Genomic DNA, 21376 nt, shown 5'->3' on the forward strand with positions numbered 1-21376 from the left:
TGATCGGTACCCCGCGAGGCCCAGGCGAGCGGCCCTGTATGCGGTCGAGCGCGCACGACTCCCCCGGAGTTGGTTCTCCGTACGCCAGTCGCCGTGCGTACCGGACACCTTAGCGGGCGCGCCGGGAGAGAGGTTTCTGCGTCCGCGATACGAGCGACGATAAGAAGGTGACGCCACCCTCGTCACCGCTGCACCCGGCGCTTCATCCCGCCCGGACGGACGATCGGAGACCCCGTGTCGACAACTGCTGATGCCATCCGCTCCGCCGACGCGCACAGTGCGCACAATTACCACCCGCTGCCCCTGGTCGTCGCGTCGGCGGAAGGCGCCTGGATGACCGATGTCGAGGGCCGCAGATACCTCGACATGCTCGCCGGGTACTCGGCCCTCAACTTCGGGCACGGCAACCGCCGTCTGATCGACGCGGCCCACGCCCAGTTGGAGCGGGTCACGCTCACCTCGCGCGCCTTCCACCACGACCGGTTCGCCGACTTCTGTACCGAGCTCGCCGCGCTGTGCGGCAAGGAGATGGTGCTCCCCATGAACACGGGGGCGGAGGCCGTGGAGACGGCGGTGAAGACCGCCCGCAAGTGGGGTTACGAGGTCAAGGGCGTCCCGGACGGGCACGCCAAGATCGTGGTCGCCGCCGACAACTTCCACGGGCGGACCACGACCGTCGTCTCCTTCTCCACGGACCACGACGCCCGCGACCACTTCGGCCCGTACACGCCGGGCTTCGAGATCGTTCCGTACGGGGACCTCACCGCGCTGTCCCACGCCGTCACCGAGAACACGGTGGCCGTGCTGCTGGAGCCGATCCAGGGCGAGGCGGGGGTGCTGGTGCCGCCCGCCGGGTACCTGAGCGGCGTACGGGAGCTGACCCGCGAGCGGAACGTCCTGTTCATGGCGGACGAGATCCAGTCGGGGCTGGGGCGGACCGGCCGGACCTTCGCGTGCGAGCACGAGGGCGTCGTCCCGGACGTCTACATCCTCGGCAAGGCGCTCGGCGGCGGCGTGGTGCCGGTGTCCGCCGTGGTCGCCGACCGCGACGTGCTCGGGGTGTTCCGGCCCGGGCAGCACGGATCCACCTTCGGCGGGAACCCGCTCGCGTGCGCGGTCGCGCTGGAGGTCATCGCGATGCTCCGGACCGGCGAGTTCCAGGGCCGCGCCACCGAGCTGGGCGAGCACCTGCACCGGGAACTGAACCTGCTGGTCGGCGGGGGCGCGGTGACCGCGGTGCGCGGCCGCGGGCTGTGGGCGGGCGTCGACATCGACCCCTCGCGCGGCACCGGCCGGGAGATCTCCGAGAAGCTGATGGAGCTCGGGGTGCTGGTGAAGGACACCCACGGGTCGACGATCCGGATCGCCCCGCCGCTGGTGATCAGCAAGGAGGACCTGGACTGGGGCCTGGCCCAGCTCCGCTCGGTGCTCGGCGCTTAGGGTCGCCCGGTCCGGTCAGAGGATGACGTGGGGCAGGAAGCGGGCGTACTCGTCCGTGACCGGCCCCGCCGATTCGCGGATGCCGAGCCCCGCCGCCTCGTCCTCGACGACCCATGCACCGAGCACCACCCGGTTGCCGTCGAAGTCGGGCAGCGGGGCCAGGCCCTGGAAGCAGTACCGCTCCCCGTCCTGCGGTACGAACGGCTCGTCGCCCCCGCCCGCCCCGTGCAGGGTGACCCCCGCGCCCTCACGGCCGAGGAGGGGCTTGGCCACGTAGCCGGCGGACCCGGGCTCGGCGAGCTCGCGCGGGCCGTCGAGGTAGGCGGGCAGCAGGTTGGGGTGCTCCGGGAAGAGCTCCCACAGGATCGCGAGCAGCGCCTTGTTGGACAGCAGCATCTTCCACAGCGGCTCGATCCAGCAGGTGGAGCCGGAGCCGCCGCCGTGGTCGTACGTGCCGAGGACGTGCGGGCCGAACTCGTCCTCGGCCAGCCACTCCCACGGGTAGAGCTTGAAGCAGGAGCGGATGAAGCGGAGCTTCTCGTCCACGAACCGGCCGGACAGGCTGTCCCAGCCGATCTGCTCGACGGACAGGGCCTGGGTGTCCAGGCCGGCCTGCTCGGCGGTCTCCTGGAGGTAGGCGACCGTCATCAGGTCCTCGCCGAGCTCGTCGGCTTCGGAGTGCGCGAAGTGCAGCGGGCCGGGCGGGAGCAGCTCGGCCTGGCGCCGCCAGGCGTCGACAAGCCGCTCGTGGAGGGAGTTCCACTGGTCGGCGCCGGGGAAGCGTTCCTCCATCCAGAACCACTGCGGGCTGGCCGCCTCCACCAGGGAGGTGGGGGTGTCGGCGTTGTACTCCAGCATCTTGGCCGGGCTGCCGGTGCCGTCGTAGCGCAGGTCGAAACGGCCGTACAGGGAGGGCTGTTCGGCGCGGCGCCGCCAGGACTCGGCGATCTGCGCGGCGAGCCCGGGGTCGGTGATGCCGAGGTCGGCGAAGCGGTCGTGCTCGACGATGTGCGCTGCCGCGGCCAGGCACATGGCGTGCAGCTCCTCGACCACGTTCTCCAGGGCCTCGACCTCGGGGAGCGAGAAGGAGTAGTACGCGCTCTCGTCCCAGTAGGGGCGCAGGGAGTCGTCGGGGTAACGGGTCAGGGGGTAGATCACCCCCTGCTCCTCGACGATCTTCTGCCAGTCGGGACGGGGCTCGATGGTGTGCCGCTCCATGGTGCGATCAGCCGCCGCTGGAGCCGGAGGTGTTCCCGCCGATGCCGCCCCGGGTGACGGCGGACTTCTCGAAGCTGCCGCCGGCGACCTTGCCGGCGGCCACGTAGCCGCCGTAGTAGTACGAGCCGCGGCCGCCGCTCTTGCACTCCTTGTTGTTCAGGTGCTGCAGCGTGGAGCGGGAGGCGCAGCGCTTGTCGGGCTCGTCGCTGCTGCCGCAGGCCACGAGGGTGGCCGCGAGCAGGCCCATGCCGCCGAGGGCGACGGCGCCGGAACGCATGCGTCGCTGATTGGTGCTGCTGCTGTCCATGTCTGCTGCTCCCCCTGGGGCCTCGCGTGCTGCCGACAGAGTAGAGCGGGGGCACCGGCCGATGGAATCCGGCCGCTGTGAGATCCGTGACCTAGAGTCAGTTCGTGCTGATTGGGATGATTTGCGCGCTCGGTGCGGCGGTCTGCTTCGGTACGGCCTCGGTCCTGCAGGCGGTCGCGGCGCGGGCGGCGGAGCCCGGCAGCGGGTCCGGAGTGGACACGGCGCTGTTCCTGCGGGCCGTGCGGCAGTGGCGGTACCTGGCGGGTCTGGCCCTCGACGGAGCCGGCTTCGTGCTCCAGATCATCGCCCTGCGGCACGTCCCGATCTACGCGGTGGGGGCGGCGCTGGCGGCCAGCCTGGCGGTGACGGCGGTGGTCGCGGCGCGGCTGCTGCGGGCGCGGCTGTCCCGGACCGAATGGGGCGCGGTGGCGGTGGTGTGCGCGGGGCTGCTGATGCTGGGGCTCTCCGCCGGGGAGGAGGGCACGGGTACCGGGTCGGCGGCGCTGGAAGTGGGAATGCTGGCGGTGGCCGGACTGGTGCTGCTGGTCGGCGTGGTCGCGGGCCGGCTCCCGGACGGCCCGCGCGCGCTGGTGCTCGGCCTCGCGGCGGGGACGGGCTTCGGGGTGGTGGAGGTCTCGGTACGGCTCATCGACTCGCCGTGGGACCTGCGCAACCCGGCCCTGTACGCCCTCCTGCTGGGCGGCGGCGCGGCCTTCCTGCTCCTCACCTCGGCCCTGGCGCGCGGCTCGGTGACGGTGGCGACGGCGGGCATGGTGATCGGCGAGACGATCGGCCCGGCGGTGGTGGGCGTGGTCTGGCTCGGCGACAGCACCCGCGAGGGCCTGGCCTGGCTGGCGGTGACGGGCTTCGCGGTGGCCGTGGCCGGCTCCCTGGCCCTGGCCCGCTTCGGCGAACCCCCGACCCCGGCGGAGCCCGACCCGGCCGGCTGAACAGGGCCGACCCGGCGCCCGGCTCCCGACCACTCCGCCGCGATCTTCCAGCCCCGCCAGGGGGCACCTCCCAGCGGTAGCTGGGGGAGATTGAGGCGCGGGGGTCCGGGGGCGGCGCCCCCGGCAACGGCGCCGCAGGGCACGCGTCACGGCAGTGCCGCCGACAGGGCCGCCAGCGTCGGGGACCACGCGCTGTCCGACGGCGTCCCGTAGCCGACGACCAGCGCGTCCCGCGGCGCGAACTCGGCCTGCGGGTGGCGGAAGGCGGAGAGCCCGTGCAACGCCAGGTCCTGCCAGGCCGCCGACTGCAGGACCGACCGCTCCAGCCCCTCCGGGAGGTCCAGCACCGCGTGTAGCCCCGCCGCGATCCCCGACACGCCCACCCGGTCCCCCACCGCCGCCACCAGCTCGTCCCGGCGCCGCCGGTACCGCAGCCGCATCCCGCGCACGTGCCGGTCGTAGGCCCCGGAGGTGAGGAACTCCGCCAGCGTGAGCTGATCCAGCGCGCTGGTGGCCCAGTCCGTGGGGCCCTTGGCGGCCAGCACCTCCTCCAGCAGCCCCGGCGGGACCACCATCCAGCCCATCCGCAGCCCGGGCGCCAGCGACTTGCTGGCCGTCCCGAGGTACACCACCCGGTCCGGGTCCAGGCCCTGCAGCGCGCCGACCGGCTGGCGGTCGTAGCGGAACTCCCCGTCGTAGTCGTCCTCCAGGATGAGCCCGCCCGTGGTCCGGGCCCAGTCGACCGCGGCCGCCCGTCGGGCCGGGGTCAGGGCGACGCCCGTCGGGAACTGGTGCGCCGGGGTCAGCAGCACCGCTCCCGCCGCCGCGGTCAGCTCCCCCGTCCGGGCCCCCTCCCCGTCCACGCCGAGCGGGCTCGTCCGCAGCCCCGCCCGCACCAGCTCGTCCCGGTGGAAGTCCAGGCCGTAGCCCTCCACCGCCACCTCGCGCACCCGCCGCGCCCTCAGCACCGCCGCGAGCAGCTTCAGCCCGTGCAGGAAGCCCGCGCACAGCACGATCCGGTCGGGATCCGCGTACACCCCGCGCGCCCGCGCCAGGTATCCGGCCAGCGCCTGCCGCAGCTCGATGCGGCCGCGCGGGTCGGCCGCGTACCCGAAGGCCTCGTTCGGCGCATCGGTCAGCGCGCGCCGGGCCGCTGACAGCCAGGCCGCGCGCGGGAAGCCGCCCAGGTCCGGGGAGCCGGGGATCAGGCTGTACGCGGGCCCCTTGCGCGCGGGGCGCCGTACGGGGGCGGCGGCCGCGGACCGGCGCGGGCGGGCCCGTTCGGCGACGCGGGTGCCGGAACCCTGGCGGGCCGTCAGCCAGCCCTCGGCGACGAGCTCGGCGTACGACTCGGCGACCGTGTTCCGGGCGATGCCCAGGTCGGCGGCGAGGGTGCGGGACGACGGCAGCCGGGTGCCGGCCGCCAGCCGTCCGCTGCGCGCGGCTTCGCGCAGGGCCTCGGTCAGACCGGCCCGCAGGCCGCGTCCGGCGGTGAGGTCCAGGTGCAGATGCAGGTCGGCACCGAAAGTGGCCCACGATTCCGTCATGGATATGGACCATATCGGTGGGCCGCCTGCGTCCTACGGTGGATCACATGACGATCACGAACGAACACGCCCCCGAGCACACCCCGCGCATCCACATGGCCAAGCTCGCCCCCGAGGTCTACAAGGCCGTCCTCGCCCTGGAGATCGCCTCCAAGAAGGGTCTGGATCCCTCCCTGGTCGAACTCGTCAAGATCCGGGCCTCCCAGCTCAACCACTGCGCCTTCTGCCTCGACATGCACACCAAGGACGCGATCGCCGCCGGTGAGAGCGTCGAACGCATCATCCAGCTGGGCGCCTGGGAGGAGTCGCGGCACTTCTACACCGAGAAGGAGCTCGCCGCGATCGAGCTCACCGAGGCCGTCACCGTCCTGACGGACGGCTTCGTGCCCGACGAGGTCTACGAGAAGGCCGCCGAGCAGTTCGAGGAGCGCGAGCTCGCCCAGCTGATCGCCGTCATCGCGACGATCAACGTCTGGAACCGCATCGGTGTCACCACCCGCATGGTGCCGGGCCACTACACCCCGGGCATGTACAAGTAGGACCGGTCGTTCCGGCCGGGTCATTCCGGCCTGAAAGACTCCACGGCCGCCGTCAGGTTCGCGCGCACCGTCGTGCCGTCGGCGGCCGGTCCGGCCGCCAGCAGCGCCCACCGCCGACCGTCCGGGGCGACGGTGATCCGCTCGATCGCGCGGCGACGGCCGTGCGACTCCTCGTTGTCGTACTCGTACACCAGCTCGCAGGACCCACCGGACACCGGATCGAGGGAGACCTCCCGGTAGCCGGGACGGCTTCCGAGGGCTTGCGAGGAGGTCCGCAGCAGCTCGCACGCTCCGACGCCGTCCGGCTCGGCGACGCGGAAGATCTGGACCAGCGCGCTGCGGTCCCCGGGCCGCCGGTAGAAGGAACCGCTGCCGGTCTCGTCGTGGCTGCGCTCCCAGCCCGTGGGGACCGCGACCGAGAAGCCGCCGTCGTCGCGCACCACCGAGTACGCCGGCGGGACCGAGGGCGACGCGGAGGAGGAGACGGAGACGGAGGGGGGCGGGTACGGGGACGCGTCCGGCCCCGTACCGGACGGCGGGGCCGGCGTGCCCGGAGCCGACGGGGCTGCGGCAGGTGCCTTCGGCTCCCCGCCGCCCAGTACGAACCATCCCGCCACGGCGCAGCCACCCAGCACCGCCGCCCCGAGGGCCACCAGCAGCGGGCCCCGCCACGAGCGTTCCCGGCCCGGGTCGGCCTGCCCACCCGGGCCTCCCGGGCCGCCCCCTGGTGGGCGGGGCGGGTACGAGGGCGGGGGCGGTGGGGGCGGCGGGGGCTGCTCCGTCCGCTCCCAGCGCTGCGACTGCGGATTCCAGTGGGCACCGCCACCCGTGGCCACCGGTCAGCTCCCCAGCGAGGCGAGCAGCCCTCCGAGGGCGGCGGCCGCGTTCACCGAGTCCACCAGCGGGGCCCAGCGCTGGAGCGCACCCCTGAGCCGGGCGGGCAGGCCGGGCCGGATCTCCCCGGCCTCCTCCAGCTCGCCGGCGGCTTCGTCCAGTTCGGCGTCGAGCGCCGACCGGTCGGCGCTGCGGGGCAGGCGGACGAGGGCGATGCGCAGCTCCCGTACGGCCTCCAGCAGTTCCGCCGCGCCCGGGGCGCCCGCCCCCGTACCGCCTTGGTGGATCGTGGTGTTGGTGTTGTTGGTGCCGCCGATGCTGAAGGCGCTGCCTTCGATGCGGTTGATCCGCACTTCCCCGGCTCCCCCGTCTTGCGTCACTGCCGGTCTCCCCTGCCTGTGTGGTGGCTCGTCTGGTTGTGGTGCCCGCTGCCGCCCACGCTGAACGCGCTGTGGCTCACCGACTGGATGTACACCCCGCCCTCCGCGACGGTGACCGCCCGCTGCGCGAACTCCTGCGTGTGCCAGCCCGCTTCGTGCAGGGCGAGGGTCACACCGCCGACGATCCGGTCCTGAATGGTCTTCAAGTACCGGTCCAGGTCCATCAGCTGGAAGAGGGAGGCGTCCTCCTGCGCCGCCAGCTCGCGCACGGACACGGCCGGACCGGCCGGGAGCGCGCCGCCGTGACCCTCCGTGGCGATCTGCCACGGGCCACGGCTGCCGCCCGCGAGGGCGGTGAGCGCCTTGGTGAGCGAGCGCGGGGCGTGCTTGAGCGCCCAGACCGTCTTGGCGAAGGGGTTGTTCCGCAGGTGGCGCCGGGCCACGTCGTCGGCCTCCTGGAACCGGGGCCGTACGGGCAGCAGCACGTGCGGCGCCACCTCCAGCATCAGCATCCCGCCCTGGGTGTGGACGCGTACGAAGACGGTGACGACGAGGTTCTCGTCCCAGCCGCCGACCCGTACCCGCAGGAAGTGGCGGCGGCGCTCCCCGCCCTCCTCCACCGCTGCGGCCCGGTGCGCCTCGAACGCCCGGTCCGAGAGGTCCGGTTCGTGCGCCGCGGGCAGCCCGGACGCCGGCAGGAACACGCACTCGTCGATGACCAGTTCCCGCAGCCGGTCCAGTACGGCCTGCTCGGCCTCCGGCGAGCCGTGCGGCGACGGGACGCGCAGCGCCTCCAGCCGCGGCCGGATCCGGGCCATGATCCGCTCGTTGTCCAGCGGTTCGGGATCGACCCCCTCCGCGCGCGGGCGCAGCTCGACCGACAGGTGCCAGGGGCGGTAGGGCGCGCCGGCGCCGCAGAACGGATCGTCGACGTCGTAGATGACCAGGCGGCTGTGCTGCGTCCGCAGGATCCGGTCGCGGATCCTGGCGAACCGGCGGCCGGAGGCGGGGTCGGCGTTCGGGTCGGCGTACCGCGTCCGGCTGAGCGAGGTGCTGATGACGCGGGCGAAGTGGCCCCGCTGGAGGCCGACGACCAGGGTCAACAGGGCGAAGACGATCAGGGCGGTCCAGGCGTAGTCGCTCGCGATCGCGGCGCCGAACACGGGCAGCGCCAAGAAGGTGTCGAACGGCGCCAGCTCGAACGCCCGCTGCATGACCTTGAAGGTCAGGGCCGAATCGTCGGTCCCTCCCACGCCCGTTTGACCGTCGATCGCACCGGCCAGCAGGCCCAGACCGACGTCGAGGAGCAGCAGGTAGCCGCAGCCGCGCAGGAGGAGTTCGAAGAACCGGCTGCCGCGCCCCGTCTTCTTCCGGCGGCGCGCGATCCGCCCGGCACCGCTCAGGAAGGCGGCCGGGAGGAGCAGGAAGAGCATGAGCGGCTGGGCCAGCAACAGCCCGAGGCCCCACACCGCCAGGACGGCCGAGGCCCAGGCCGCTTCGGCACGGCGGGCCTGGAGCGCGTGGGCGAGGACGCGGGAGGCGTCGAAGCCGTAGGAGGGCGCGACGTAGCGCTCCTCGTGGACGTAGAGCTCCTGGATCACCCGGTCGCGGTACGCGGCGTCGAGATAGCTGCCGGCACACAACAGTCGGCCCGCTTCGCTGAGCGAAGGGTGCACCGGAGTTCTGTCGTCCGCGGTGCCTGTCACCGAATCCCCCTTTCGGTGTGCGGAGGGAAACGATAAGGCGATCACCGGGGGCGCGACAGGCTCGATCGCGCCAAAAGGCCCCGGCGCAATGCGCCGGGGCCCTTCGGACGTGCGGATCGAGTCGGGTGACCGGATCAGATCAGGCCGAGCTCGCGGACCGCGTCGCGCTCCTCGGACAGCTCCTGGACGGAGGCGTCGATGCGGGTGCGGGAGAACTCGTTGATGTCCAGGCCCTGGACGATCTCGTACTTGCCGTCCTTGCAGGTGACGGGGAAGGAGGAGATCAGACCGGCCGGGACGCCGTAAGAGCCGTCCGACGGGATGCCCATCGAGGTCCAGTCGCCCTCGGCGGTGCCGTTGACCCACGTGTGCACGTGGTCGATCGCGGCGTTGGCGGCCGAGGCGGCCGAGGACGCGCCACGGGCCTCGATGATCGCGGCGCCGCGCTTGGCGACGGTCGGGATGAAGGTGTCGGCCAGCCACAGCTCGTCGTTGACGACCTCGGCGGCGTTCTTGCCGGCGATCTCCGCGTGGAAGATGTCCGGGTACTGGGTCGCCGAGTGGTTGCCCCAGATGGTCAGGCGCTTGATGTCGGAGACGGCGCTACCGGTCTTGGCGGCCAGCTGCGAGATCGCGCGGTTGTGGTCCAGGCGGGTCATCGCGGTGAAGCGCTCGGCCGGTACGTCCGGGGCGGCGGCCTGCGCGATGAGCGCGTTGGTGTTGGCCGGGTTGCCCACGACCAGGACCTTGATGTCGTCCGCGGCGTGCGCGTTGATGGCCTGGCCCTGCGGCTTGAAGATGCCGCCGTTGGCGGCGAGCAGGTCGCCGCGCTCCATGCCCTTGGTGCGCGGGCGGGCGCCCACGAGCAGCGCGACGTTCGCACCGTCGAAGCCCTGGTTCGGGTCGTCGAAGATGTCGATGCCGGCGAGCAGCGGGAAGGCGCAGTCGTCAAGCTCCATGGCGGTGCCCTCAGCGGCCTTCATGCCCTGGGGGATCTCCAGAAGACGGAGCTTGACCGGCACGTCCGCGCCGAGCAGGTGACCGGAAGCGATGCGGAAGAGCAGCGCGTAGCCGATCTGGCCGGCGGCGCCGGTCACGGTGACATTCACGGGAGTGCGGGTCATGGCCTTCTCCGTTAGACAGCTGGCGGTGGGGCGTCCCTGCCCCATGTGCTGGAGGACGCCGCTCCCCAGTAAATCTTGACGTGAAGAGACATCCGCGGTCAGGCTATCCGACCCGGGACCGGGCTAACCCCCGGGTCCGTGTGGTGCACGGCACACGGACCCCGGCGTTCGAAGGTTCGACCGGTCCTCGGACCGCTATTCGACCAGGAAGGCCCGGCCCGTCCGGTGTCCTTCGACCGACTTGACGTAGGCGTTCGCCGCGCGGGCCACGGGCACGGCGTCGAATCCCGCGGAGGCCGCGCTCGCTTCGCCCGCGTCGCCCGCGTCACGCGCGCCGCTCACCGCACGGTGAAGCGGACCGCACTCTCCATGAACGGGAGCACCAGCCACGGCTTGGGCGCTGCCATCACCAGCGCGAGCAGCGTGATCGCCACGCCCAGCAGCCCGTAGGTGATCATGTCGGTGAAACGGGAGCGCACCGCGAGCATGCCCACCGAGGGCAGCACGCGCCGCATCACCGAGGCCGCGATCAGGGCCAGGCCGATGGCCAGGCAGCCGACCCGCGGGTGCCCGAAGGCCGTGGCCAACAGTCCGACCGCCGTCGCGGTGAGCACGCTGAGCATCGGCCACTGACGGGCCGGCGTGGACACGGCCCCCGGAACGGCCCGGCCGCTGCCCTCGGGGCGCGCGGTGTCCCGGGTGATGGAGGGGAAGCGGCGGGACCTGACCGGCGCCTCGGCGCCGGCCTTGGCGGGACCGGCCGCGACGGGACCGGCCGCGACGGGACCGGCCGCGACGGGACCGGCCCCGACGGGCGTCGCGGGCACGACCGGAGCGACGGGGGTGCCGTTCGTCCGGGCCGCGCCGCCGCCCGTCGCGTTCTCCGCGTCCGACTCAGCCTGCACTGGTGGTCCGTTCCGCCGCCTCGACGACATTGACGAGCAGCTGGGCGCGGGTCATCGGGCCGACCCCGCCCGGGTTCGGCGAGATCCACGCGGCCACCTCGGCCACGCCGGGGTGCACATCGCCGACGATCTTCCCTTCCCCGTCGCGGCTGACGCCCACGTCGAGCACGGCCGCGCCCGGCTTCACGTCCTCCGGCTTGACCAGGTGCGGGACACCGGCCGCCGCGACGATGATGTCCGCCTGGCGCAGCTGCGCGGAGAGGTCGCGCGTACCGGTGTGGCAGAGCGTCACGGTGGCGTTCTCGGACTTGCGGGTCAGCAACAGGCCGATGGAGCGCCCGACGGTGATCCCGCGGCCGAGGACGACGACGTGCGCGCCGTTGATGCCGACGTCGTGGTGGCGCAGCAGTTCGACGATCCCGTACGGGGTGCAGGGCAGCGGTCCCGGCTCGTTCAGCACCAGTCGGCCGAGCGACATCGGGTGCAGACCGTCGGCGTCCTTCAGCGGATCCATCAGCTCCAGGACCCGGTTGGTGTCGATGCCCTTGGGGAGCGGGAGTTGGACGATGTAGCCGGTGCACTCCGGGTTGGCGTTGAGCTCCCGGACGACCGCCTCGATGTCTTCCTGGGAGGCCGTCCCGGGCAGTTCGCGCTGGATGGAGGCGATGCCGACCTCGGCACAGTCCTTGTGCTTGCCGTTCACGTACCAGCGGCTGCCCGGATCGTCACCGACCAGGAGGGTGCCGAGGCCGGGGGTGATGCCCCGGGCCTTCAGGGCCGCCACGCGGGCGGTCAGTTCGGACTTGATCGCTGCGGCGGTGGCCTTGCCATCGAGAATCTGGGCGGTCATGCCCCCATCCTCCCGGATGAGGCGGCCCCGGTTCCAGTCAAGGCACTCGCAGGGGCTCAGGGTTCATTGCACTTGCACAACAAGTCACCGGCCGTAACCTAACCGACTGGACAAGCCCGGGCCCGCCGGACCACGATGAATCGACTGATGTACCGCGGGCAGTGCCGGGGGGCGGGACCGCACCGTGCAAGGATTCCTCCGTGCTCAGCCGTGCGTCCCCGCACTTCCACGGAGGAACACCCCAACATGAGCTTCGGCGAACCGCAGAACCCGTACGGACAGCAGCCGCCGCCGCAGGGGCAGCCCGGCTACGGCTACCCCCAGCAGGCACCCCAGGGCATTCCTCCGCAGAGCGGCTACGCCTACCCGCAGCAGGCCCCGCAGGGCTACCCGGGCGGTCCCGGCGGGTACCCGGGTGCGCACATGGAGATGCCGGGCGGTGCGAAGGCGGCCCGCGTCATCCTCTTCATCGTGGGCGCTCTGCAGGTGCTGGGCGGCCTGTTCGCGATCATCGGGGGCGCCGTGTTCGCCGCGGTGCTCGCGGAGGCCGGCTCCTCCAGCTCCTCGAGCTCCTCCAGCTCCTCCGCGGAGGAGCTGAGCGCCGTCGCCGGCACCGTGGGCGTCGTCATCGGAATCGTCTTCATCGGCCTGTCCCTGTGGCCCATCCTGACCGCGGCCAAGATGGCCAAGGGTCGGGGCGGCGTCCGTGTCTCCGGCATCATCTACGGATCGCTGCAGACCTTCTTCGCCGCTTTCGGCGTCCTGGCGAACCTGATCACTCTCGGCACCGACGAGCACGTCCCGGTCGGATTCGGCGTGGTCGCCTCACTGCCGTCCCTGATCTCCCTCGCCCTCGGCCTCACCATCGTCATCGGCCTCGCCAAGGCCGGGGACTACTTCCGCCGTCCCCAGTACTGACCGTCCCGTACGCATACGGCGAAGGCCGCGTCCCGTAGTACGGGGCGCGGCCTTCGCCGTGTGTCAGACGGGCCGGACTCAGTGGAAGAAGTGCCGGGTCCCGGTGAAGTACATGGTCACGCCGGCCTTCTGCGCCGCCTCGATGACCTGCTCGTCACGGACCGAACCGCCCGGCTGGACCACGGCCTTGATGCCCGCGGCCGTCAGGATCTCCAGCCCGTCCGGGAACGGGAAGAAGGCGTCGGACGCGGCGTACGCGCCCTGCGCGCGCTCGGCGCCCGCCCGCTCGACGGCGAGCTTCGCGGAGTCGACACGGTTGACCTGGCCCATGCCGACGCCGACCGAGGCGCCGTCCTTGGCGAGCAGGATCGCGTTGGACTTGACGGCCCGGCAGGCCTTCCACGCGAAGGCCAGCTCGGCGAGCTCCGCCGGGGACAGGGCGTCGCCGGTGGCCAGGGTCCAGTTGGCCGGATCGTCGCCCTCGGCCTGGAAGAGGTCGCTCTGCTGGAGCAGCGCACCGCCGGAGATGGGCTTGAGGTCGCCCGGCTGGTGCGGGGTGCCGTCCACCTTCAGGACGCGGATGTTCTTCTTCTTGGCCAGGATCTCGACCGCGCCGTCCTCGTAGGCGGGGGCGGCGATGACCTCGGTGAAGATCTCCGCGACCTGCTCGGCGAGCTCGACGGTCACCGGACGGTTGACGGCGATGACGCCGCCGAAGGCCGACAGCGGGTCGCAGGCGTGCGCCTTGCGGTGGGCCGCGGCGACGTCCGCGTCGACCGCGATGCCGCACGGGTTGGCGTGCTTGATGATCGCGACGCAGGGCTCGTCGTGGTCGTAGGCGGCGCGGCGCGCGGCCTCGGTGTCCACGTAGTTGTTGAAGGACATCTCCTTGCCGTGCAGCTGCTCGGCGTTGGCGAGTCCGCCCGGCTGTCCGTCCGTGTAGAGGGCGGCGGCCTGGTGCGGGTTCTCGCCGTAGCGCAGGGTCGACTTGCGCTCCCAGGCGCCGGCCAGGAACTCGGGCAGCGCCGCGGCGTCGTCCTCGGGGGCTTCCGGGGCGTAGGCGTTCGTGAACCAGGAGGCCACGGCCACGTCGTAGGCGGCGGTGTGCTGGAAGGCCTCCGCCGCGAGCCGCTTGCGGGCGGTGAGGTCGAAGCCGCCGCCCTGGGCCGCCGCGATGACGTCGGCGTAGCGGGCCGGGCTGGTGACGACCGCGACCGAAGGGTGGTTCTTGGCGGCGGCGCGGACCATCGACGGGCCGCCGATGTCGATCTGCTCCACGCACTCGTCGGGCGTGGCGCCCGACTGGACGGTCGCCAGGAAGGGGTAGAGGTTGACGACCACCAGGTCGAAGGGCTCGACGCCCAGCTCGGCGAGCTGGTTGCGGTGGTCCTCCAGGCGCAGGTCGGCGAGGATGCCGGCGTGCACGCGCGGGTGCAGGGTCTTGACCCGGCCGTCCAGGCACTCGGGGAAGCCGGTCAGCTCCTCCACCTTGGTGACGGGCACCCCGGCGGCGGCGATCTTCGAGGCGGTGGAGCCGGTGGAGACGAGCGCGACGCCCGCCCCGTGCAGCCCGAGGGCCAGCTCTTCCAGTCCCGTCTTGTCGTAGACGCTGATGAGCGCACGCCGGATCGGCCGCTGGGTCGTGGTCGGGTCGTTGCTCGCTGCGGTGTCTGCGGCGGTCACTGGATTGTTACCTTTCGTCCCTCAATGCGGTAGCCGTGCCGGGCCAGGCGCCCCACGACATCGACGAGCAGCTGGCGCTCGACTTCCTTGATGCGCTCATGGAGAGCGGCTTCGTCGTCCTCGTCCCGGACCTCGACCACACCCTGGGCGATGATCGGACCGGTGTCCACGCCGCTGTCCACGAAGTGGACCGTGCAGCCGGTGACCTTCGCGCCGTAGGCGAGGGCGTCCCGTACGCCGTGCGCACCCGGGAAGGCGGGGAGGAGGGCGGGGTGGGTGTTGATGAACCGGCCGCCGAAGCGGTCGATGAACACCTTGCCCACGATCTTCATGAATCCCGCGGACACCACGAGGTCCGGCGCGTACGCGTCGGTCGCCTCGGTGAGGGCGACGTCCCACTCCGCGCGGCTGTCGTAGCCCTTGACCGGGCAGACGAAGGTGGGGATCCCCGCCTTCTCCGCCCGCTCCAGGCCGGCGATGTTCTCGCGGTCGGCTCCCACGGCGACGACTTCGGCACCGAAGCCCTCGGATCCGCCGGGGTGGGCGTCGATGGCATCGAGCAGGGCCTGGAGGTTGGTGCCGGAACCGGAGACCAGCACGACCAGGCGGGAGGCGGCCATGGGAGGCCCTTTCTCGCGGGATTGCGGTGTTCGTCTTGTGTGGTCGTACGAAACTTCGGGGTACCGATATATGGGGAACCATACGAAGCAACGGACCGCCTGCAACGATACCGGTACACGGGACGGCCCCCGAGGGACGGGGGGACGGCCGGGCGGTAGCGTCTGGCGTACAAGCCACGAACTGGCCTCACCTCGCCACGACGTCCCCGCGACGTCCATGACACAGGGGAAGAAACACACCCGATGCCGGACCGCCGTCAGCCCGACTCCCCCACCGACGACAACCCCTTCGCGGCTCCGCCGGAAGGCCGGCCCGACCAGCCGTGGCAGCCGCGCAGCGGCGGTGGCGGCGGGAACGGCGACGGCCAGAAGGACTCGGACGGCCAGCGGGGTCCGGCGCGATGGGACCCGACGGACCCAATCCAGCGCCGTGCGCGCTACGCGCTGCTGGCCGGCATGTGGGGCTCCTTCTTCGGGATCTTCCAGATCCCGTCGGTCGCACTGCTGCTCGGGGTGCTCGCCCTCTACTGGGGCATCAGCGCGCTGCGCGGCAAGCCCGCCGCGGCGACCGCCGAGGGCGCCCCGGCGGCACCGTCCGGCCTGGACGCCCTGGGCCCGGCGGCCCGCCCCCAGCGCACCGCGGCGGTGAGCGGCCTGGTCACGGCCTCCCTGGCGATCCTGCTGGCGTTCGGCTCGTACGCCCTGCAACTCGCCTACAAGGACTTCTACGTCTGCCGCGACGACGCCCTCACCCAGTCGGCGGAACTCCAGTGCAACACCCTCCTCCCGAACAACCTGGTGGGCAACATCCTGAAGGTCCGCCAGTAGGCGCCCTCCCCAGCCCCGCCGGCGCTTGAGGCACCCTTCCAGCCCCGCCGGCGTTTGAGGCGCGGGGTCTGGGGCGGAGCCCCAGCGGCGGCGCCGCACCCGAACGGCCTACTCCGGTGGCGGCTTCCGCCGGGCCAGCACCCGCGCCCCAACCACCTGCGGAGCCAACGGCACTGACACCGCCTCGGCCACCTCGGCCACCTCAGCCGCGCCGGCCACGCCACCCGGCCCGGCCAGCAGACCAGGATCCAGATCCAGCCCGGACACCACGGTCACGGCCCGCCGCGCCCGCCCCCCGGGCACACCCGCAGGAACCCCAGGAACCCCAGGAACCGCAGGAACCGCAGGAACCGCAGGAACCGCAGGAGGTACCGGTACCGGGGGAACCGCAATGTCCGGAATCAGCGCCCCCGCAGCCTGCCGCATCGCCGCCCACCGGACCTCCCGCACCCCGCTGTCGTGCCACCCGTCGTCCACGGCCACCGCTTCATCGGCGTCCAGGGCGGACGGCCCGATGGCCGGGCGGGTCCGCCACGCGTGCACCGCCACCGCGACCGGCACGGCCAGTACCGCCGTCCAGACGAAGGCCGCCACCCCGGTGGTCCACCACACCGGCCCGAATTCCGACAGCAGCCGCGAGCCCAGCGGCCCCGCCGAGGCCGCCGCGAGCCCGGCCATCGCCAGACCGCACACCACCGCACCGAGGGCCGCCGTGAGCGCGGTCTCCCCGTACGAGACCTCGCGTGCCCGGCGTACCGCGAACCAGCCCACCGCGAGCCCGGCGACCACCGGAACCCCGGCGACCGCCCAGGTCAACGGGGTTCCGGGGCCCTCGGCCGGGAGCGCCGCCAGCAGCGGGAAGCGGGGCAGTCCCGGCGCGCCCGGGAAACCGAGCGGGGTAGCCGTCGCGTCGGCGCCCAGGGCGAAGCCGGGCCCGAGCGCGTAGGCCGCTCCCCAGACCATGGCGTTGGGGATCAGGGTGAGTGCGAGCAGCAGGACGGCGAAGCGGCCCGACCAGACCCCGGTCAGCGACAGGAAGGAGGACTGGACCTCGGCGCCGTGCCACGCGAGCGAGGCGCCGACGACGAGCGCGCCGCCGCCCAGGAGCACCAGGGCGCCGCCCGCGCCCGCCCGGAGCGCCAGCGCGTAGCGGGGGCGCACGGCAGCCTTCCGTACGCACCCGGGCAGCCAGGACGGCAGCGGTCCGAGCGGACGCCCCCGGGCCCCCCACACCCCGGTTGCGGCGGCGAGTACGGCCACCAGCGGGATGTGCCAGGCCGCACTGATGGGGTCGGCCGACAGCGGGCCGCCGGCGGCGTACACCGTGACGAGGGCCCCGACCGCGAGATAGCCGCAGAGCACGGCCGAGAACACGGCTCCGGCGGGCAGCACCTCCTCGTCGTCGTCCTCGGTGGCGCTCCCCAGCCGGGCGGCCCGCCGCATGAGCAGCACGGGCAGCACGACGAGGAGCAGGGGCGTCATGCCGACGGGTGCGGGGACGCCGGAGAGGGTGTCGTAGCGCACCAGCTCCGTCCCGTGGGCGAGCAGCCACAGCCCGGCGGCCAGGTGCAGGGCCCCACCGGGGCCGCTGTCGGGGTAGGGGGAACTGATCCACAGCACGATGACGAGCACGGCGAGGAAGCCGAGCCCGAGTCCGGCCGCCACGGCTCCGCCCACGACGCATGCGGCGGCGGCCGGTGAACGGCGCCGCACGCCGGCTCGCGGGGCCGCTGACAACGGGGTCCCGCGTTCGGTCACTTGGGTCACCCCGCCATGGTGCCAACGACACGCGCTATGGACTGGTAACAGGCGAATGCCCGTGGTGTCGCTCAATATACGTTTATGTACTTTTTCGCCCAGATCGTCCAGTTTGCGGGGAGTGTGGCATGACACCAAGCGTCGAGACGACCTCCCCAGAGGACTCGGAGCTGAGCCTGCCCGCCCCCAAGGAGCGCCGCAGACTGCGCGAGGCGGCGGAACTGACGCACGATGAGGTCGCCTCGGCCGTGGGCGTCACCGCGGCGACCGTCCGCTCCTGGGAATCGGGCCGCACGGACCCCCGCGGGCGCAAGCGCGAGCTGTACATGCAGTTCCTGGGGCACCTGGCCGCCCTGCCGCAGGAGGCCGGTCCCGCCGGGGCGCCCGGAGAGGCGAAGCAGGCGAAGGCCGCCGCCGAGGAACCCGCCGCGGACCCACCCGCCCCGGACGGACCCGCCGCGGACGGACCGTCCGCGGACGCGCGGACCGAGCCCGCCGAGCTCCCCGTCGATGCCTCCGTCGAGACCCCCGTCGAGGCCCCCGTCGAGGCCCCCGCGAGGGTCCCCGCGCCGGGGCCCGCCGAGGCCTTCGACGCCCTCTACGCCCACGCCGCCCACGACCTCGCCCGGCAGGCCTACCTGCTCACCGGCCGCCGGTCACTCGCCCTGGAGGCCGTGGAGAAGGCCTTCGTCCAGGCCTGGGACCGGTGGCCCGAGGTGGCCGCCGACCCGGACCCGGTGGGCTGGGTGCGCGCGATCGCGTACGAGTACGCGCTCTCCCCCTGGCACCGGTTCCGGCGCGCCCACCGCCATCTCGACAAGCCGCCCGCCGAACCCTCCGACCGGATCCTGCTCGACGCCCTGCTCGCGCTCTCCCCCGCGAACCGCCGTACCGTCCTGCTCTACGACGGCGTCGGCCTCGACCTCCCCGACACCGCCGCCGAGACCGAGGCGACCACGCCCACCGCGGGCAACCGGCTCGTGCACGCGCACGCCGACCTCGCCGACCGGATCCCCGAACTGGCCGACGTACCGCTCGAAAAGCAGTCGGCGCTGCTGCGCGACCTGCTCACCGCGCTACGACCGGCCGTCGACCTCGACCTGCGCCCGGCGGTCGCCGTCCGCGGCGGCGGGGAGCGGCGCACCCGGATGTGGACCCGCGCGACCCTCAGCCTGACGGCGATGATCGCCGTCTCGACGGCCTACACGGTCATGACCGCGCCCACCCACTACGAGCCCCCGCTGGCGCCCGGCGAGAGCGTCTCCGGCGTGCCCCCGCTCGCCGGACCCCAGCAACTCACCGAACGGAGCAAACAGCTCCACGACAAACTGCTCGCCGACCCGGAGGCCGGACCGGCACGGATCGCCCCGAAGGTCGAATGAGCCGATGAGAACGGGCGTGGCCCGCACCCCCCGAGGGGTGCGGGCCACGCCCGTGCAGTGTCGCGTCCCGCTTACTTGGCGGCGAGGATCTCGCGCGCCAGCTTCGCGGTCTCGGTCGGCGTCTTGCCGACCTTCACGCCGGCGGCCTCGAGGGCCTCCTTCTTGGCCTGCGCCGTGCCGGAGGAGCCGGAGACGATGGCGCCCGCGTGGCCCATGGTCTTGCCCTCGGGGGCGGTGAAGCCCGCGACGTAGCCGACGACCGGCTTGGTGACGTTCTTCGCGATGAAGTCCGCCGCACGCTCCTCGGCGTCGCCGCCGATCTCGCCGATCATGACGATCAGCTCGGTCTCCGGGTCGGCCTCGAAGGCCTCCAGGGCGTCGATGTGCGTGGTGCCGATGACCGGGTCGCCACCGATGCCGACGGCGGAGGTGAAGCCGATGTCACGGAGCTCGTACATCATCTGGTAGGTCAGCGTGCCCGACTTGGACACGAGACCGATCTTGCCGGGCTTGGTGATGTCACCCGGGATGATGCCGGCGTTGGACTGGCCGGGGGTGATCAGACCCGGGCAGTTCGGGCCGATGATCCGGGTCTTGTTGCCCTTGGCGGTCGCGTACGCCCAGAAGGCGGCGGAGTCGTGCACCGCGATGCCCTCGGTGATGACGACGGCCAGCGGGATCTCGGCGTCGATCGCCTCGACCACGGCGGCCTTGGAGAAGGCCGGCGGGACGAAGAGGACGGAGACGTTGGCGCCCGTCTTCTCCATCGCCTCGGCGACGGAGCCGAAGACCGGGACCTCGGTGCCGTCGAAGTCGACGGTGGTGCCGGCCTTGCGCGGGTTCACGCCGCCGACGATGTTGGTGCCGTCAGCCAGCATCAGCTTGGTGTGCTTCATGCCCGTGGCACCGGTCATGCCCTGGACGATGACCTTGCTGTCCTTGTTGAGGAAGATAGCCATGTGAGTCTGTGACCTCTGCCCTTACTTCGCAGCCGCGAGCTCGGCGGCCTTGTCGGCCGCGCCGTCCATGGTGTCCACGCGCTGCACCAGCGGGTGGTTGGCGTCCGAGAGGATCTTGCGACCCAGCTCGGCGTTGTTGCCGTCGAGACGGACGACCAGCGGCTTGGTGACCGCCTCGCCCTTGTCCTCGAGCAGCTGGAGCGCCTGGACGATGCCGTTGGCGACCTCGTCACAGGCGGTGATGCCACCGAAGACGTTGACGAAGACGGACTTGACGTCCGGGTCGCCGAGGATGATCTCGAGACCGTTGGCCATGACGGCGGCGGAGGCGCCACCGCCGATGTCCAGGAAGTTGGCGGGCTTGACGCCACCGTGGTTCTCGCCGGCGTAGGCGACGACGTCGAGGGTGCTCATGACGAGACCCGCGCCGTTGCCGATGATGCCGACCTCACCGTCGAGCTTGACGTAGTTGAGGTTCTTCGCCTTGGCGGCGGCCTCGAGCGGGTTCGCGGCCGCGTGGTCCACGAACTCCTCGTGACCCGGCTGGCGGAACTCGGCGTTCTCGTCGAGCGAGACCTTGCCGTCGAGCGCGATGACGTCGCCGCTGGCGACCTTCGCGAGCGGGTTGACCTCGACGAGGAGCGCGTCCTCGGCGATGAAGGTCGCCCACAGGGTCACGAGGACCTCGGCGACCTTCTCGGCGACCTCGGCCGGGAACTGCGCCAGCGCGACGATCTCGCGGGCCTTCTCGATGGTCACGCCCTCGTTGGCGTTCACCGGTACCTTGGCGAGCTTCTCCGGGGTCTCCTCGGCGACCTGCTCGATGTCCATGCCGCCCGCGACGGACGCCATGGCGAGGAAGGTGCGGTTGGTCCGGTCGAGGAGGTACGAGACGTAGTACTCCTCCAGGATCTCCGGAGCCGTCTCGGCGATCATCACCTTGTGGACCGTGTGGCCCTTGATGTCCATGCCGAGGATGTCGGTCGCCCGGGCGACTGCCTCGTCCGGGGTGGCGGCCAGCTTCACGCCACCGGCCTTGCCGCGGCCGCCGACCTTCACCTGCGCCTTGACGACCGACTTGCCGCCCAGCCGCTCGGTGGCCTCGCGAGCCGCCTCAGGCGTGTCGATGACTTCACCGGCCAGCACCGGTACACCGTGCTTGGCGAAGAGGTCCCTCGCCTGGTACTCGAACAGGTCCACGCGCGTCCGTCCCTTGTCTTTTTAAAGATTCGCAGTGATTCGCGGTTATCTGCTATCTGCGTGGGCGTGCCGCGGAGGGCAACGTGACGGCGCTGTCACAAGGAAGGCGCACACGGTGACCGTGGACGCGGCATGTCCGTCCCGCAGGTTATCCCCGAGGGACGTGGGACCCTAAATCGCAGATCACACCTGAGCGGTGATACCTGTCACAGAACGCCTCACGGTTGA

General features: G+C 72.3%; 21 protein-coding genes and 1 riboswitch. Of the genes, 6 read left to right on the forward strand and 15 right to left on the reverse strand.

The genetic code is table 11. The features are described 5' to 3' along the window. Positions 1 to 11: 11 nt before the first annotated feature. Positions 12 to 102: riboswitch (ZMP/ZTP riboswitch) on the reverse strand. 132 nt (positions 103 to 234) lie between these two features. Then, positions 235 to 1440, forward strand: coding sequence for an ornithine--oxo-acid transaminase (gene rocD, locus OG207_RS17600; RefSeq protein WP_329099476.1), 1206 nt, complete (start codon positions 235 to 237; stop codon positions 1438 to 1440). Positions 1441 to 1455: 15 nt separating this feature from the next. Here the strand turns inward: rocD and OG207_RS17605 are convergent, their stop codons facing one another. Both OG207_RS17605 and OG207_RS17610 read right to left on the reverse strand, forming a co-directional pair. Further along, entirely contained in the window at positions 1456 to 2658 is a 1203-nt protein-coding gene (locus OG207_RS17605) for a glutathionylspermidine synthase family protein (protein WP_329099477.1), read from the reverse strand. A 7-nt stretch (positions 2659 to 2665) separates the two neighbouring features. Continuing rightward, positions 2666 to 2965 carry a hypothetical protein gene (locus OG207_RS17610; RefSeq protein ID WP_329099478.1) on the reverse strand — a complete coding sequence of 100 codons (300 nt, stop codon included), beginning with the start codon at positions 2963 to 2965 and terminating at the stop codon, positions 2666 to 2668. Between the two features lie 116 nt (positions 2966 to 3081). Between OG207_RS17610 and OG207_RS17615 the strand changes: the two genes are divergently transcribed. Next, entirely contained in the window at positions 3082 to 3915 is an 834-nt protein-coding gene (locus OG207_RS17615) for a hypothetical protein (protein ID WP_329107711.1), read from the forward strand. A 146-nt stretch (positions 3916 to 4061) separates the two neighbouring features. Here OG207_RS17615 and pdxR read toward each other — a convergent pair whose 3' ends face one another. Then, entirely contained in the window at positions 4062 to 5462 is a 1401-nt protein-coding gene (pdxR, locus tag OG207_RS17620) for a MocR-like pyridoxine biosynthesis transcription factor PdxR (protein ID WP_329099479.1), read from the reverse strand. Positions 5463 to 5509: 47 nt separating this feature from the next. Here pdxR and OG207_RS17625 point away from each other — a divergent pair, with 47 nt between their 5' ends. After that, positions 5510 to 6001 (forward strand): carboxymuconolactone decarboxylase family protein, encoded by a 492-nt coding sequence (locus tag OG207_RS17625; RefSeq protein ID WP_329099480.1) that lies wholly within the window; start codon positions 5510 to 5512, stop codon positions 5999 to 6001. 20 nt (positions 6002 to 6021) lie between these two features. Here the strand turns inward: OG207_RS17625 and OG207_RS17630 are convergent, their stop codons facing one another. The 7 genes from OG207_RS17630 to OG207_RS17660 form a co-directional block, all read right to left on the reverse strand. After that, on the reverse strand, positions 6022 to 6837 hold the full coding sequence (locus tag OG207_RS17630) for a hypothetical protein (RefSeq protein ID WP_329099481.1): 816 nt from the start codon (positions 6835 to 6837) through the stop codon (positions 6022 to 6024). Between the two features lie 3 nt (positions 6838 to 6840). Further along, entirely contained in the window at positions 6841 to 7215 is a 375-nt protein-coding gene (locus tag OG207_RS17635) for a hypothetical protein (RefSeq protein WP_329099482.1), read from the reverse strand. Beyond that, the gene (locus OG207_RS17640; protein ID WP_329099483.1) at positions 7212 to 8921 is read right to left on the reverse strand and encodes a hypothetical protein; all 1710 of its coding nucleotides are present in this window, start codon (positions 8919 to 8921) and stop codon (positions 7212 to 7214) included. The genes OG207_RS17635 and OG207_RS17640 overlap by 4 nt, the downstream gene beginning before the upstream one ends. Positions 8922 to 9055: 134 nt before the next feature. Continuing rightward, a complete protein-coding gene (locus tag OG207_RS17645) occupies positions 9056 to 10045 on the reverse strand; it encodes a malate dehydrogenase (RefSeq protein ID WP_327264070.1) in 990 nt (329 codons plus the stop codon). A 195-nt stretch (positions 10046 to 10240) separates the two neighbouring features. Then, positions 10241 to 10387: a hypothetical protein gene (locus tag OG207_RS17650; protein WP_329099484.1), complete on the reverse strand. Its 147-nt coding sequence runs from the start codon at positions 10385 to 10387 to the stop codon at positions 10241 to 10243. Further along, positions 10384 to 10950 (reverse strand): DUF3017 domain-containing protein, encoded by a 567-nt coding sequence (locus tag OG207_RS17655; protein ID WP_329099485.1) that lies wholly within the window; start codon positions 10948 to 10950, stop codon positions 10384 to 10386. The genes OG207_RS17650 and OG207_RS17655 overlap by 4 nt, the downstream gene beginning before the upstream one ends. Further along, complete coding sequence (locus tag OG207_RS17660; RefSeq protein WP_030712694.1) at positions 10940 to 11800, reverse strand: bifunctional methylenetetrahydrofolate dehydrogenase/methenyltetrahydrofolate cyclohydrolase; 861 nt, start codon at positions 11798 to 11800, stop codon at positions 10940 to 10942. The genes OG207_RS17655 and OG207_RS17660 overlap by 11 nt, the downstream gene beginning before the upstream one ends. A 246-nt stretch (positions 11801 to 12046) precedes the next feature. Here OG207_RS17660 and OG207_RS17665 point away from each other — a divergent pair, with 246 nt between their 5' ends. After that, a complete protein-coding gene (locus tag OG207_RS17665) occupies positions 12047 to 12718 on the forward strand; it encodes a hypothetical protein (protein ID WP_329099486.1) in 672 nt (223 codons plus the stop codon). A gap of 78 nt (positions 12719 to 12796) precedes the next feature. Here OG207_RS17665 and purH read toward each other — a convergent pair whose 3' ends face one another. Continuing rightward, the gene (gene purH / locus OG207_RS17670; RefSeq protein WP_329099487.1) at positions 12797 to 14401 is read right to left on the reverse strand and encodes a bifunctional phosphoribosylaminoimidazolecarboxamide formyltransferase/IMP cyclohydrolase; all 1605 of its coding nucleotides are present in this window, start codon (positions 14399 to 14401) and stop codon (positions 12797 to 12799) included. Continuing rightward, entirely contained in the window at positions 14398 to 15021 is a 624-nt protein-coding gene (purN, locus tag OG207_RS17675; RefSeq protein WP_030012097.1) for a phosphoribosylglycinamide formyltransferase, read from the reverse strand. Before purN ends, purH begins: the two co-directional genes overlap by 4 nt. Before the next feature lie 243 nt (positions 15022 to 15264). Here purN and OG207_RS17680 point away from each other — a divergent pair, with 243 nt between their 5' ends. After that, positions 15265 to 15849 carry a hypothetical protein gene (locus tag OG207_RS17680; protein ID WP_329099488.1) on the forward strand — a complete coding sequence of 195 codons (585 nt, stop codon included), beginning with the start codon at positions 15265 to 15267 and terminating at the stop codon, positions 15847 to 15849. 108 nt (positions 15850 to 15957) lie between these two features. Here OG207_RS17680 and OG207_RS17685 read toward each other — a convergent pair whose 3' ends face one another. Then, positions 15958 to 17616, reverse strand: coding sequence for a cell division protein PerM (locus tag OG207_RS17685; protein WP_329099489.1), 1659 nt, complete (start codon positions 17614 to 17616; stop codon positions 15958 to 15960). A 119-nt stretch (positions 17617 to 17735) separates the two neighbouring features. On the opposite strand from OG207_RS17685, the gene OG207_RS17690 reads away from it, so the two are divergent. After that, the gene (locus OG207_RS17690; RefSeq protein ID WP_329099490.1) at positions 17736 to 18989 is read left to right on the forward strand and encodes a helix-turn-helix domain-containing protein; all 1254 of its coding nucleotides are present in this window, start codon (positions 17736 to 17738) and stop codon (positions 18987 to 18989) included. A 71-nt stretch (positions 18990 to 19060) separates the two neighbouring features. Here OG207_RS17690 and sucD read toward each other — a convergent pair whose 3' ends face one another. Further along, positions 19061 to 19948, reverse strand: coding sequence for a succinate--CoA ligase subunit alpha (gene sucD, locus OG207_RS17695; RefSeq protein WP_329099491.1), 888 nt, complete (start codon positions 19946 to 19948; stop codon positions 19061 to 19063). A 21-nt stretch (positions 19949 to 19969) separates the two neighbouring features. Beyond that, positions 19970 to 21148 (reverse strand): ADP-forming succinate--CoA ligase subunit beta, encoded by a 1179-nt coding sequence (gene sucC / locus OG207_RS17700; RefSeq protein WP_329099493.1) that lies wholly within the window; start codon positions 21146 to 21148, stop codon positions 19970 to 19972. Between the last annotated feature and the right edge of the window lie 228 nt (positions 21149 to 21376).

The organism is Streptomyces sp. NBC_01439 (assembly GCF_036227605.1).
Taxonomy (GTDB): Bacteria; Actinomycetota; Actinomycetes; order Streptomycetales; family Streptomycetaceae; genus Streptomyces.